The following is a 14,553-nucleotide window of genomic DNA, read 5'->3' as shown; positions in this document are numbered from 1 at the left end:
CTCAACTATTAAATATTCGGTTCTTGACTATTGTGTTTGACTAGGTGACCCAGCACAGCGATAAATGATGCTGAAGACGCTGTTGGCACTAGTAGCTCATAATTGATATTTATCAAGACGCGACATTATATACAGCGTTTTTTGTAGAGTCGAGCATGAATCATGCGGTTTGGGACATAAAAAAAGCGACCTGAGGTCGCTTTTTTTATGTTTGCACGTTTAATGTGCAAATGTTTCATCTATTACGTTATTCAAATTTCATTTTAATAACGTATTTCAGAATAATGGGGTGACTGATGGGGCTCGAACCCACGACAACCGGAATCACAATCCGGGACTCTACCAACTGAGCTACAATCACCATAAAAAATGGTACGCCCGGCAGGATTCGAACCTGCGACCATCCGCTTAGAAGGCGGATGCTCTATCCAACTGAGCTACGGGCGCATGGCACAGCATCATGCTGTTCCTGTCTGGCTTAACAAGTTTAGCACTTGTTGTATTACATGTTTATCTAAACATATAATTTAAATTGGTCGGTGATAGAGGATTCGAACCTCTGACCCTCTGCTCCCAAAGCAGATGCGCTACCGGGCTGCGCTAATCACCGAAAACTTTGCCTCTTAACAAGTGATGTCCTGTTGGGACGGCTTGTTCTCGAGAACGGAGCGCATCTTAACGAGTCACCTTGCTATCGTCAACGATTTTTTTGCATCTATTTCCTGTCTGTTGAATTTAACAGCAAAAAATGCGATTAGCATCAAAGTGCGAATAGTTTATTCACTGTATTTTGCTTGTCTAGCAAATGACACTCTTTCATACGCCTGTTAGAATAGCCGCCGATTTATTATAGATATTGATACCTTCTCTATAGCCGCGCCACTCAAAGGAAACTCGACTAGCCATGACTGCTCAAATTATTGACGGTAAAGCCATTGCACAATCTATTCGCAGCACACTCAAACAAAAAGTCGCTCTTCGTAAAGAAGCCGGACAGCGGGTTCCGGGACTTGCCGTTATTTTAGTGGGTAGTGATCCCGCCTCTCAAGTGTATGTGGGCAGTAAGCGCCGAGCATGTGAAGAAGTCGGTTTTGAGTCTCAGTCATTTGATCTTGATACTTCAACGTCAGAAGCCGATTTATTAGCATTAATTGACAAATGCAATAATGACCCAACAATTGATGGCATTTTAGTGCAACTTCCATTACCGGATCATATTGAAGACTCTAAAGTGATTGAGCGTATTCGCCCAGACAAGGACGTAGATGGTTTTCATCCATACAACGTTGGCCGTCTAGCACAGCGTATCCCTGTACTACGTTCTTGCACGCCAATGGGTATCATGACGTTGATTAAATCAACCGGAATTGATACCTATGGCCTTGATGCTGTTGTTATTGGTGCATCAAATATTGTTGGCCGCCCAATGACCTTAGAGTTACTTTTAGCAGGTTGTACCACAACAACCTGTCACCGCTTTACCAAAAACTTGGAACAAAAAGTCCGTCAAGCTGATTTAGTGGTTGTGGCGGTAGGTAAGCCGGGCTTTATACCAGGAGAATGGATTAAGCCAGGGGCTATTGTTATTGATGTGGGTATTAATCGTATAGACAATGGCTCACTAGTTGGCGATGTGCAGTATGACGTTGCCGCAAACAACGCTGCCTTTATCACACCCGTTCCTGGTGGTGTGGGGCCAATGACGATTGCTAGCTTATTAGAAAATACTTTATATGCTTGTGAGCAATATCACAGCTAATTGAGCATTTAATGTAGAGATATTAAAAAAGCCTGCTCGATGCAGGCTTTTTGTTATCTAAATATTACTTTTTGCGCCAAGTGGTCCCGCTAGGACCATCTTCTAAAATCACCCCTAGCTCGTTTAAACGATCACGAGCAACATCGGCTGCTGGCCAATCTTTTTCTGATCTTGCACGATTACGCTCAACAATTAACGCTTCAATCTCAGCCACTTCATCATCCGAGCCCTCTCCTTTAAAAAAGGCTTCTGTCGTTTGGCTTAGTAAACCCAATACCGACGCTAGTTGTTTAAGGCTGACACCAAGTGCAGATGCCGCAGCCATATCGGTTAATTTTAGACGGTTAATCTCACGCACTATATCAAATAATACCGAATAAGCTTCTGGGGTATTAAAGTCATCGTCCATCGCCACTTTAAACTTGGCTATATACTGTTCGGCCTCAGCAGGCTCAACGGTCAAATCAAGATCTTTTAACGATGTGTAAAGACGCTCAAGGCCAGCTCGAGCTTGTTTTAGATTGTCTTCAGAATAATTTAACTGACTACGATAATGCCCAGATAATAAGAAATAACGCACAGTTTCAGGGTCATAATGTTCAAGCACATCACGAATGGTAAAGAAGTTGCCCAATGATTTGGACATTTTTTCCCGATCAACCATCACCATACCAGAATGCATCCAGTAATTTACATACGGAGTATCGTGAGCACAGCATGACTGAGCAATTTCATTTTCATGATGAGGGAATTGCAGATCAGAGCCGCCACCATGAATATCAAAATGCACGCCTAAATGTTTGCCATTCATAGCTGAACATTCAATGTGCCAGCCTGGGCGTCCTGCGCCCCATGGCGATTCCCAAGTTGGCTCGCCCGGCTTAGACATTTTCCATAGTACAAAGTCCATTGGGTTTTGCTTGTTTTCATCAACCTCAACACGTGCACCCGCTTGTAATTGATCAAGATTTTGTCCCGATAAGCGACCATAATCTTTATAAGATGCCACGCTAAATAAAACGTCACCGTCAGCTGCAACATAGGCATGACCACGGTCAAGTAAGCGCTGAACCATGTCAATGATTTCAGGAATGTGAAGGGTAGCTTTAGGCTCAAAATCTGGACGCAACATATTTAATGCGTCAAAGTCTTTGTGCATTTCAGCCGTTAAACGCTCAGTTAACGCATCACAAGATTCGTTGTTTTCAGCGGCACGTTTGATGATTTTGTCATCCACATCGGTAATATTACGTTGAAAATTCACTTCGTAACCGACGTAGCGTAAATAGCGGACTATCATGTCAAACGATACAAAAGTACGACCATGACCGATGTGACATAAATCGTAAATAGTTACGCCACAAACATACATCCCAATTTTACCTGGGTTAATCGGTTTAAACTCTTGTTTCTCACGGCTTAGACTATTGTAAATCTTTAACATCGAGGTTCTCTTGTATACAAATTCAGTGGAAAAATAATTCTTGCCGAGTCTATCATGATGCGCACGCTTTTGAACACAGTGCTTTAAGCAACAATCAAGATAAGTTAGAATCGCCGCAAATTATTTATTCTAGGTGAGATCATATGATTACTTTACATACCAATTTGGGTGACATTACTTTACAACTTAACGAAGAAAAAGCACCGTTGACATCAGCTAATTTCTTACAATACGTACAAGATGGCTTTTACGATGGCACTATTTTCCATCGTGTTATTGATGGTTTTATGATCCAAGGTGGTGGTTTTACTGAGGATATGGGACAAAAACGCGTTAATGCTGCAATAAAAAATGAAGCCAACAATGGCTTATCAAACCGTAAAGGCAGCATTGCAATGGCACGTACATCAGATCCTCATTCAGCTACAGCTCAGTTTTTTATTAATGTGAATGACAACACCTTCCTTGATTTTAAATCAGAGACAACCCAAGGCTGGGGCTACTGTGTATTTGGTGAAGTTGTTGAAGGTTTAGACATTGTTGATAAGATCAAAGCGGTTGCTACAGGAAATCGTGGCATGCATCAAGATGTGCCATTAGAAGCCGTTGTTATTCAAAGCGTATCTGTTAATTAATTTATGCGCACTGCTTTTGTGGGCGATTTGCACTTAAGTGCAGACCGCCCCGATATCACTCACGCCTTTATTGATTTTCTAGCCACTGGTTTAGAAAATGTTGAAGCGCTTTATATTATCGGTGACTTATTTGAAGTATGGATGGGTGACGATATTGCTGAGCCTTTTACAGTAAAAATTGCCCAAGCGATTGCTAGTGCAGCTCAACACATTCCGATTTATTTCACTCAAGGTAATCGAGACTTTCTGGTTGGCAAAGACTTTTGTCAACAGGCAAGCATGACCTTATTGCCTGATATTTACATCACCACCTTGTATGGTAAAAAAACAGTCATATTACATGGTGACAGTTTGTGTACCCTAGATATTGGTTATCAGCGATTTAGACGTTTTAGAAGCATTGGCTTTGTGCGATGGATATATGCAAATTTGCCGCAACAAACTCGATTGAACATTGCCAGTAAAATCCGTCGAAAAAGCCAACAAGGTAATAAAAACAAAACCTATGAAATCATGGATGTTGAGCCCAATGCAGTGCTGTCATTACTTGCAAAAACAAATTGCCAAAGCATGATCCATGGCCACACTCACCGCCCTGCGATTCATGATATTCCTCTAGGAATGCACCGCGTAGTGGTTGGCGATTGGTACACTCAAGGCAGCGTGTTATTTGTTGATACCAATGGATATGAATTACAAAAATTACCATTTAAAAATTCGGTAGGTTAACTCTTTTTACTCAGTATTCTCTCAAGCAAAAGCGACTCGCTAACTTATTCCATGCTATTATTGGCCAAATTTTCAAAAGCTAGCATTTAAGATGTATCAAGACTTATTAGCCCCTATTAATTCTTTTTTAGCCTGTCCCACACCACAGCAATGGATCAATCAAGCCAAAGAACCGGGTAATTTAGAGGTGCTTTTACGCGATCACCTTCTATGTGAATTGAAAGCAGCCCAAAGTGCGATATTCCTTCTTAAACGTTATGTGCTAACCAAAGATGAAGCGAAACAATTAACAAATCTCACAGAACCTTATGAACAATTTGCTTATAAAAATAGTGGGGATTTATCCTCATTAAAAGGGAAAAGTCAGTTATCTAAATCGCTAGAATCAAAACCTGATTGCCCTTATGGCCAAGACATGATTGATAAAATGGTGCTGTTAATCAAAGAAGAATTGCACCATTTTTATCAAGTACTCGAAATAATGGTTAACAATAACATCGAATATCGTCCTATTAATGCTAGCCGTTACGCTAAGGGAATGATGAAACATGCCAAAAACCATGAGCCTGATACATTAATTGATAAATTAATTATTGGCGCTTTTATAGAAGCAAGATCATGTGAACGATTCGCAAACCTCGCTCCACATCTTGCCCCTGAAATCGGTAAATTTTATATCTCATTGCTACGCTCTGAATCAAGACATTATCAAGATTACCTCGCTCTAGCTCAACAAATAGCTGATTATGATATTACCAATCGGGTGGCATTTTTTGCCTCTATCGAGGCGGAATTAATCACAACGACAGACACCGAATTAAGGTTTCATAGTGGTATACCAACAAGCATAGGATACTAATGTTGAGCGGCAATTGTTTAACAAAAACCATGACAAACCACCATCAATAAGCATTTTGCATTAAATTCGATTCATAAACAGATCTTTTCTAAGCCGAATTGCGTAATACAACTTGACGAAACGCTCTTTATGTTCAATAAATAGTCTAAGCGCCACTAAAGTTAACTAACTGTTAACAGGCGTTGTCAATCACCTTAAGTAGATAGACTTCAAATTGGGAATGAGGTCATTACTTGGCATCAATTACTACTCAATTTTGTAGTGCTAGGTATGTGTTGGACTGATTAAGGCGATTGCTTAGGAGCTGTAGTCAGTTCGTCTGTCGTTTGGCGAGCTTGTAGTCATGTGCTAAACAAGGATAACTATAATGATACTAAATCACTTAATGGGACTTTACACTCATCCAAAACAAGAGTGGCAAACAATTGAAAAAAATCATGAGTCGTTAAAAAGCAGCTTAAGTCATGTTCTGCTTATTGCGCTCATCCCCGCAGTATGTGCGTACTTCGCAACAGCTCATATCGGTTGGCATCCAGGTGCCGGCGACCCGCTTTTCCTGACTAGTCAAAGCGCTATGTTTATGTCTGTTGGCATGTATTTTGGCTTAATCGGCGGTGTTTTAGCGCTAGCATATTTAGCTTATTGGATGGGGAAAACATTCGATGCTAACCCGACTTACACTCAGGCATTAGAGTTAGCTGCTTACACTGCCACCCCATTATTTATGGTCGGTATTTCAGCACTTTACCCTGTTTTGTGGTTTATGATGGTCGTTGGCCTAGTGGGTTTAGCATATTCAGTATATTTATTATATGCAGGTGTGCCTATCATTATGAACATACCTGAAGAAAAGGGATTCATTTACGCAAGCTCAGTCGTGACTGCTGGTTTAGTCTTATTAGTCGCATTAATGGCTTCAAGTGTCATTTTATGGAGCATAGGTTTTGGTCCAATGCTTCAATAGTTAATTCCAACTTAAAAAAAACCAGCCATTTGGCCTGTCTCTTATACACAAATCCCTGCTAAGAAATTAGCAGGGATTTTTTTGAACTAAATCCCTAATTCGAGATCTGAACTCCAAATGATTTGGAGAAATACGATGATTGATAAACACGAACAGTGGGCAGAGCAACAGTTTGGTCAAGTAAATTTAGGTGATCCCAGAAGAACCTCACGTTTGGTAAAGTTAGCGTCAACCTTAGCTGCTAACCCAGGAAAACCAATTGTGAATATTAGTCAGTCACCTGCCGATATGGAAGGAGCCTATCGGTTCATTCGTAATGAAAATATAGAAGCATCCACCATTGCAGAAGCGGGATTTAAGGCCACCGCAACAGGCGCGCAACAGCACAATCTGTTACTTGCTTTAGAAGATACCACGAATATCGTTTATAGCCATCGCTCTATTCGTGAGGAATTGGGCCATATTAACCAAGGCAACCGTCATCGTGGTTTGCTTGCTCACAGTATCGTCTTATTTGCACCAGAATCATCTGAAGTCGTTGGTCTTATTGAGCAGCAGCGATGGACACGAGATATAAATACACGAGGCAAACGACGAACTAAGACACCAGTACCTTATTCGGAAAAAGAGAGCTATAAGTGGGAGCGAGCTTCTCGCAACATGGTTAAACGGCTGGGAGATAACCTTGATAAGGTGATATCCGTTTGTGATCGTGAGGCCGACATCTATGATTATTTGCAGTATAAGCTGAACAATCAGCAGCGTTTTGTTGTCCGTTCGATGATGAGTAGACATATAGAAGAAGGTGAGCACAAACTATTTCACTATGCTTCTGAATTAACCAGTGCGGGTCAAAAGAGAATTCATATAGCTCAAAAAGCAGGACGAAAAGCCCGCACAGCAACGTTAGACATTACCTTCTCTGCGGTGACACTTAAAGTACCCTCGAATAAGAAAGGTGGATCATTGCCTGTTTATTATGTGGGTTGCGAGGAAAGAGGTAACTCAGACAGTAACCTAAACTGGCATTTAATCACCAACGAGCCAATACATACAAAAGAAGACGCCCTCAATATTGTCAGTCACTATGAACATCGCTGGCTCGTTGAGGAGTACCACAAAGTCTGGAAAACAGATGGCACCGACATCGAAAGCTCAAGACTGCAAAGTTTAAGTAATGTAGAAAGATTGGTGACTATAAACGCTTTTATAGCCACTCGAATTCTGCAACTAAAATTCGCTCATAGCCATGCAACAAACGTAAGTTGCGAGCAGGTTTTAACACCGAAAACGTGGAAATTACTGTGGCTTAAACAAATAAAAACGCCACTTCCTGACTCCCCACCAAATATGCACTGGGCTTATGCAGAGTTAGCGAAACTAGGAGGTTGGAAAGATACAAAACGCACGGGGCGTGCGTCTGTAAAGGTATTATGGCAAGGATGGTTTAAGTTACAAACCATCCTTGAGGGCTACGAGTTAGCTAAGTCTCTTGAGTCAAACTTGTGATCAAGAGACAGGCCATTTGGCTGGTTTTTTATTATCCCGTTTAAACTACTTATATTTACGCATAACTAGGGTTGCATTAGTGCCACCAAAACCGAAGCTATTACTCATAATGGTAGTTAACTCTGTTTCACGCATTTCACGTACAACAGGCATTCCTTGTGCTTTTTCATCCAAGTTATCGATGTTAATGCTAGGCGCGATAAAGTTATTTTCCATCATCAACATGCTGTAAATGGCTTCATGAACACCGGCAGCACCTAATGCATGACCCGTTAACGATTTAGTCGATGCTAATGGTGGTACATTACCGTTAAATACTTCACGCAAGGCTTCAAGTTCACGCATATCACCAACAGGCGTAGAAGTACCATGAGTATTAATATAATCAATTGGGGTATCTACATCAGCAAGTGCCATTTGCATACAACGCACAGCACCTTCGCCTGATGGAGCAACCATGTCATAGCCATCTGATGATGCACCATAACCTATAATTTCAGCATAAATTTTTGCACCACGCGCTAAAGCATGCTCTAACTCTTCAACCACAACAATACCGCCGCCGCCAGAGATGACAAAACCATCACGGTCTGCATCATACGTACGCGAAGCTTTTTCTGGAGTATCATTATATTTAGTCGACAAAGCCCCCATAGCATCAAAGCCCATGGTAAGAGTCCAATCTAACTCTTCAGCGCCACCGGCAAATACCATATCTTGCTTACCCATTTGAATAAGCTCCGCAGCATGGCCTATACAATGGGCTGAAGTTGCACAAGCAGAACTAATTGAATAGTTAACACCTTTAATTTTGAATGGGGTTGCTAAACATGCACTGGCGGTACTTGCCATAATACGTGGCACAATGTATGGCCCGACACGTTTTACGCCTTTAGCACGAAGGGTATCTGCAGCTTGCACTTGGTTTGCAGATGATGCACCACCGGTACCCACAACTAAACCTGTACGAAAATTAGAATATTGCTCTTCTGTAAGTTGTGCATCTTCTATCGCTTCTTGCATAGCGATGTAAGCATATGCCGCAGCATCGCCCATAAAACGCATGGCTTTACGATCAATGTGTTCTGCAGGGTTCATTTTAATATCACCCCATACATGACTACGCAATTGCATTTCTTCAAATTGATCTGAGTGAGTAATACCACTACGACCAGCTTTGAGTGAATCTATCACTTCTTGCTTATTGTTACCGATACTTGAAACAACACCTAGACCGGTGATCACGACTCTCTTCATTTTTTTGATATCCATTTTGTAGATGTCGGCACTTAATTGCGGCAATAATATATGCTTTCATGCTTTTAAGTGGTCAGCTTTCCATAAACACAGGTAAAATAATGCCAATTAATCCAGTTTGAGTAAAATATTTTGAGTAAAAGCACCAATTTGAACAGAGTACAGCACTATTCTCATTTGTTACAGTCGTTATTGCATAATTGCAATACTGAAAATAGGTTACTGCATATTGGTATTTTAGGACTCGATAGTGCTGATAAAATCGAGTCACTCATTATCGCTTTTAATCAAATTCAACAATCCGATACCCTTTATGCTCAGCACCGAATACATATTAGCTTGCTTGCTGGACTAATAACTAAACCTCATTGTATTAGTGACTTAATTAACATCACATTAAATTTAACAAGCACACTTGATAGCGATAGGCATGAGTTAGTTATTGCACCGATTGAAGGCTGCCAACGGATTAATATTTTCAGCAATATCACCCTTGATTGTCACTTTGGCGAACCGATTAAACAGCTTACAGGCATTGCAAATCATTCCCATAGAGTGTGCCATTGGTTTGCTTGCTCAAATACGTTGCAAGCTGACACTAAGGATCACTTTTATACATCGGCAGCATTGTGGCAAATGGGCCGCTTAAGTGACGATTTAACGGCTATTTCTTTTGCAGAGTCCCAGCCAGAGCATATCGATAACCGTATTGTAAATTTAGTTAAGCATTGCGGCTTTCATGTTGCTAGCGACACCCAGCCAGTAATGACTAAAGCAGACGAGATTGCTTGCAAAGAAAGGCAAGCACTGAGAAATCAGCAAGACCATCAATATGCATATTTGGGGAATTATCAATCAACACCATGCTTGCCCCCAAAAGACAAGGAAACAAATAACAATAACGACTGCATAGGAATTATTGGCGGAGGCATCGCCGCAGCTTCATTAGCATTATCATTAGCTGAGCGAGGTAAGAATGTAGTCATTTACTGTAAAGATAGCGCTATTGCACAAGCAGCATCGGGCAATAAACAAGGTGCGATTTATCCTTTACTTACCCCTGAAAATGGTCCTTTGAGTCAATTCTATCAACAGGCGTTTTTGTATAGTCGTCAGCGTGTTCAGCTGATGGAGAAAAACGAGCTGCGTATTGGGCATCGCTTTTGTGGCGTATTACACACAGGATTTGACCAAAGAAGCCAAGCAAGGTTAGATAAAATCATTGATGGGCAAGAGTGGCCAAGTGAGATTGGAGTTAAAGTCTCTGCAAAACAAGCTAGTTTGATCGCAGGAGTTGAAATACCACAAGATGGTTTTTTCTACCCGATGGGAGGATGGATTTGTCCATTTGAAATGGCGCAGGCAAGTATTGATTATGCGATGCTGATTGGTCATCAGCACAATTGTAATATCAATTTAAAGCTCAATTGTCGCATCAGTCAAATTCACCAAACAGACACTGGTTGGGCACTTTCTTCAGTTGATCCAACAGGCAACACAAATATTATCGCCCAACATAAACAATTAATTGTTGCTAGTGGCGCTGAACTAACCTCTTATCAACAAACAGCTAAAATTCCTTTATCTGGCTTTAGGGGCCAGGTAAGCCATGTTCCAGCGACCGGTGAGTTGGCTAACTTAGCCACAGTGATTTGCGCTAATGGTTATTTAACTCCAGCAAATAACAATATCCATTGTGTCGGGGCAAGCTATGTTAAAAACCCATCAAATATGGATTTCAGCCTGACAGAGCAATTGGCCAATGGCGAAAAGATGAAGCAAAGTTTTCCCAATGCGAAATGGCCAACGGACATCGATGTGAGTAGCAATGATGCCAGAGTGGGGATACGAATGGTCAGCCGCGATCATTTTCCTGTCATGGGCATTGCCCCAGACATAGATGCATTATTAGCGAAATATCAAGAACAACTGCAATCCAAAGATAAACCAAGCCAATGGCAAAAATACTGGCAACACACACCTGCCGCTAATTATGATGGTTTATATCTTTTAGGCGGATTCGGTTCACGTGGATTAAGTTCAGCCCCACTTGTTGCTGAATGTTTGGCCGCCAACTTATGCGGCGAGATCGCACCAATAAACTTACCAACTCAAGCTTTACTTAGCGGCAATAGAATGTGGATGAGAAAGTTATTGAAAGGAAAAGCGCTGTAATTTATCTGGGTGAAACATGCTCTAAGCTTAAATTTAATAAGCCTAGAGCATATATGATTTAATTTAAGGATGACAAACGTTGTGCATCTCTAAATTAGTGCCAATGTCTTTATTTCGATTAGCCTTGGCGTCGTCATTACGTAACTGCATGATGTGATCTAAGTAAGACTGGTCAACATCATTAGTAATGTAATTACCATCAAAGACAGAAGTTTCAAAACGCTTGATTTCAGGGTTTTCCATTCTCACGGCTTCAACTAAATCAGTTAAATCTTGGAAAATAATCCCATCAGCACCAATCAATTTGGCAATTTCATCCGAATCACGCCCATGAGCAATAAGCTCATTGGTCGTTGGCATATCGATACCATACACATTAGGGAAACGAATTTCCGGTGCTGCAGACGCAAAATAAACCTTTTTAGCACCGGCTTCACGCGCCATTTCGATTATCTGCTCAGAGGTTGTTCCACGAACAATTGAATCATCAACAAGTAAAACATTTTTACCTTTAAACTCAGCATTAATAGCATTAAGTTTACGGCGAACGGACTTCTTACGCTCTTGTTGCCCTGGCATAATGAAGGTACGGCCAATATAACGATTTTTAACAAAACCTTGACGATACGGTAAGTCCATACTGCGGGCAATTTCTAAAGCCACATCACATGAAGTTTCTGGAATAGGGATAACCACGTCTATATCGTTATCTTCCCACTCTTTTTTAATTTTCTCACCCAGTTTAGTGCCCATATTGACACGGCTTGCATATACAGAAACTTTGTCAATGCTTGAATCAGGACGAGCAAAGTACACAAACTCAAAAATACAGGGTGCATAACTTGGGTCAATTGCGCACTGACGAGTAAATAACTGACCATCTAATGTGACATATATCGCCTCACCGGGTGCAACATCACGCATCACTTCAAAGCCGACCGCATCTAATGCAACGCTTTCAGAAGCAACCATGTATTCAGTGCCAGTTGGTGTTTCTTGCTTACCCAAAACTAACGGGCGAATACCAAATGGGTCACGAAATGCCACTAAGCCCTGACCAATGATCATTGCGGCTACAGCATAAGCACCACGTGTTTGTGAATGTACTTTAGCAACCGCATCAAAAACTTCATCAGCGGTGAGTGACAAGCTGCGAGTTTCTTGCAATTCATCAGCCAGAAGATTTAATAAAATTTCAGAGTCTGAAGTCGTGTTGATATGGCGACGCTTTTTAAGCAAGTTTTCTGCTAATTCAGTGGTATTGGTTAAATTACCATTGTGCGCGAGTGAAATACCAAACGGTGAGTTGACGTAAAAAGGTTGTGCTTCAGAAGCGCTAGAGCTTCCTGCCGTTGGATAACGGACATGCCCTATCCCAGCGTTACCTTGTAAACGTTGCATATGTTTTGGTTCAAATACATCTTTTACTAAGCCATTGGCTTTACGTAAACGAAATGCATTTGCGTCCACGGTTACGATACCTGCCGCATCTTGACCGCGATGTTGCAGCACTGTCAATGCATCATAAATCGTTTGATTAACTGAAGACTTGCCTACTATTCCGACGATACCACACATGGGTAAGGTTCCTCACTGTAAGGTGTTTTATTGTTTTAGATTTTGGGTACAAAGCTTGACGTGTTTTCCAAGTAGTCAAAAAACCACTGAATAACCACACCAAATTCAGGTACGAGTACAGAGTCTTTCCACCAATCGGTAGAAGGGAACCCCGTAAACGCATCCATAAAAAACAGTATTGCGCTAACAATTAACGCTCCGCGAAGCGCGCCGAAACATAAACCAAGAACACGGTCTGTACCAGATAAGCCGGTTTTAGCAACCAGTTGACCAAGAAGATAATTTACCAGTGCACCAATTATTAGCGTCGCAATAAACAAGATAGCGATAGCAACACCGTTACGCAGCATTTCATCTTGCATTTGCGTCAGATGAACAGCTAAATCGAGATAAAATTGACTGGCGATAAAGAAAGCAGCAAACCAAACCACAAGTGACATGGCTTCCTTTGCAAATCCACGGATCAAACTAATGACGGTAGATAATCCAATAACGATAATGATTGCGTAATCAATCCAAACCATTGAGACGGGGATCCGAGTAAACTTTAAGACGGCGGGATTCTAACAGAGACGAAGATTATTCTCACCCCTGATTGTATAAATTAATCTTACTTGAATTAGAACAATCAATTTCAACTATCGTCTGATTGATAAACCGATTCTAGGAGGCCTTCTTGAAGGACTCTAGTTGATCTCAATCACAGTAAATAAGTGAACAGAGGTAGCGGATGAAAAATGCTTGATAACTGAGCAGTTTTTTCGATAAGCATTTACTCTACAGGCAAAAATCTAACACTGATATCAGGTATTTTTACAAGGTAGAATAATCAGTGATTTAATGGCGTTGATATTAATGCAACTCACTAATAATTGGTTAATAAATTGAGTAATAGTGAACACTTTTGAACATCATGTGGTGTAATAAAAAGCACCACATTTGATTCGTTTTTTACTTATCCATTGGATTAAAAGGAACAATTTTACCTTGAAGTCCAGTTAACTTTTTAATCGCATCTTGTCGAGAAGCTAATTTAGCCTGTGAAACTTCAGGACCAACAAAGACACGAGTGAGTTTTCCATCTACTGGGGTTTCAGGCAATGTATAAGCGGTATATCCGGATAATCGCAATTGAGCCACTAGCGCTGAAACATTTTTAGCATTATTAAAGCCGCCAAGTTGCAAGGTATAGCCAGCTGTTACAGGCGCTTTTGTTGGCAATATAGGCTTAGTCACACTCTTTTCAGGTACTACTGAAGAACCTTTAGCTTTAACTATTTGCTCTGTTTTAGCTACCGTATTTACAGGCTGATTGTTTGCCGCATTCTTTGCTATTGGCTCATGATCTTCTTCTGGAGCGGTGCTAATTGGCTGGCTCATTTCAACGTCAGACACCACACCTAAATCAACACTGGCAATGTCTAACACTTCAAATTGCTCAGGAATTTCATCGGTTGAACTTTGAGTGGCTAAAGTTTGATGCTGATTATTGGGCCGCAACGGAATGTCGGTAAACTCTTCAACCACACGCGCTTTTTTACCATCTAAAAGATCGGGTAAAAATATCACTCCCAGTGCTACAAATACGATGGTGCCGACTAATCGATTTTTAAATTGACGTTCCAAGATGTTGTCCTGATACCA

At 41.0% G+C, this 14,553-nt stretch carries 12 protein-coding genes and 3 tRNA genes; 7 read left to right on the top strand and 8 right to left on the bottom strand.

The window, feature by feature from the left end:
- Positions 1-285: 285 nt before the first annotated feature.
- The 3 genes from HBH39_RS06410 to HBH39_RS06400 all read right to left on the bottom strand — a co-directional run bounded on the left by HBH39_RS06410 (position 286) and on the right by HBH39_RS06400 (position 610).
- Positions 286-361: transfer RNA gene (locus HBH39_RS06410), tRNA-His, on the bottom strand.
- Between the two features lie 9 nt (positions 362-370).
- Positions 371-447: transfer RNA gene (locus tag HBH39_RS06405), tRNA-Arg, on the bottom strand.
- Between the two features lie 86 nt (positions 448-533).
- Positions 534-610 (bottom strand) — tRNA-Pro (locus HBH39_RS06400).
- A gap of 294 nt (positions 611-904) precedes the next feature.
- Between HBH39_RS06400 and folD the strand changes: the two genes are divergently transcribed.
- The gene (gene folD / locus HBH39_RS06395; protein WP_167676645.1) at positions 905-1,759 is read left to right on the top strand and encodes a bifunctional methylenetetrahydrofolate dehydrogenase/methenyltetrahydrofolate cyclohydrolase FolD; all 855 of its coding nucleotides are present in this window, start codon (positions 905-907) and stop codon (positions 1,757-1,759) included.
- Positions 1,760-1,823: 64 nt separating this feature from the next.
- On the opposite strand, the gene cysS is transcribed toward folD, so the two are convergent.
- The gene (gene cysS, locus HBH39_RS06390) at positions 1,824-3,203 is read right to left on the bottom strand and encodes a cysteine--tRNA ligase (protein ID WP_167676643.1); all 1,380 of its coding nucleotides are present in this window, start codon (positions 3,201-3,203) and stop codon (positions 1,824-1,826) included.
- Positions 3,204-3,346: 143 nt separating this feature from the next.
- Here cysS and HBH39_RS06385 point away from each other — a divergent pair, with 143 nt between their 5' ends.
- The 5 genes from HBH39_RS06385 to HBH39_RS06365 all read left to right on the top strand — a co-directional run bounded on the left by HBH39_RS06385 (position 3,347) and on the right by HBH39_RS06365 (position 7,899).
- Complete coding sequence (locus HBH39_RS06385) at positions 3,347-3,838, top strand: peptidylprolyl isomerase (protein WP_167676641.1); 492 nt, start codon at positions 3,347-3,349, stop codon at positions 3,836-3,838.
- 3 nt (positions 3,839-3,841) lie between these two features.
- Positions 3,842-4,567 (top strand): UDP-2,3-diacylglucosamine diphosphatase, encoded by a 726-nt coding sequence (locus tag HBH39_RS06380; protein ID WP_167676639.1) that lies wholly within the window; start codon positions 3,842-3,844, stop codon positions 4,565-4,567.
- A 91-nt stretch (positions 4,568-4,658) separates the two neighbouring features.
- Positions 4,659-5,426, top strand: coding sequence for a tRNA isopentenyl-2-thiomethyl-A-37 hydroxylase MiaE (miaE, locus tag HBH39_RS06375; protein ID WP_167676637.1), 768 nt, complete (start codon positions 4,659-4,661; stop codon positions 5,424-5,426).
- 367 nt (positions 5,427-5,793) lie between these two features.
- A complete protein-coding gene (locus tag HBH39_RS06370) occupies positions 5,794-6,390 on the top strand; it encodes a Yip1 family protein (RefSeq protein WP_167676635.1) in 597 nt (198 codons plus the stop codon).
- A gap of 135 nt (positions 6,391-6,525) precedes the next feature.
- Complete coding sequence (locus HBH39_RS06365; protein WP_167676633.1) at positions 6,526-7,899, top strand: IS4 family transposase; 1,374 nt, start codon at positions 6,526-6,528, stop codon at positions 7,897-7,899.
- Between the two features lie 45 nt (positions 7,900-7,944).
- Here the strand turns inward: HBH39_RS06365 and fabB are convergent, their stop codons facing one another.
- The gene (gene fabB, locus HBH39_RS06360) at positions 7,945-9,156 is read right to left on the bottom strand and encodes a beta-ketoacyl-ACP synthase I (protein WP_167676631.1); all 1,212 of its coding nucleotides are present in this window, start codon (positions 9,154-9,156) and stop codon (positions 7,945-7,947) included.
- A 150-nt stretch (positions 9,157-9,306) separates the two neighbouring features.
- Between fabB and mnmC the strand changes: the two genes are divergently transcribed.
- Entirely contained in the window at positions 9,307-11,331 is a 2,025-nt protein-coding gene (gene mnmC, locus HBH39_RS06355; RefSeq protein ID WP_167676629.1) for an FAD-dependent 5-carboxymethylaminomethyl-2-thiouridine(34) oxidoreductase MnmC, read from the top strand.
- Positions 11,332-11,394: 63 nt separating this feature from the next.
- On the opposite strand, the gene purF is transcribed toward mnmC, so the two are convergent.
- From purF to dedD, 3 genes are all read right to left on the bottom strand, one after another.
- Positions 11,395-12,909, bottom strand: a complete 1,515-nt coding sequence (purF, locus tag HBH39_RS06350) for an amidophosphoribosyltransferase (protein ID WP_167676627.1) — start codon at positions 12,907-12,909, stop codon at positions 11,395-11,397.
- A gap of 35 nt (positions 12,910-12,944) precedes the next feature.
- On the bottom strand, positions 12,945-13,433 hold the full coding sequence (locus HBH39_RS06345; RefSeq protein ID WP_167676625.1) for a CvpA family protein: 489 nt from the start codon (positions 13,431-13,433) through the stop codon (positions 12,945-12,947).
- Positions 13,434-13,860: 427 nt separating this feature from the next.
- Entirely contained in the window at positions 13,861-14,535 is a 675-nt protein-coding gene (gene dedD / locus HBH39_RS06340) for a cell division protein DedD (protein WP_167676623.1), read from the bottom strand.
- Positions 14,536-14,553 lie beyond the last annotated feature (18 nt).

The sequence above is a fragment of the Shewanella aestuarii genome (assembly GCF_011765625.1).
GTDB classification, from domain to species: Bacteria; Pseudomonadota; Gammaproteobacteria; order Enterobacterales; family Shewanellaceae; genus Shewanella; species Shewanella aestuarii_A.
This window is presented reverse-complemented; position numbering and strand designations above follow the sequence as displayed.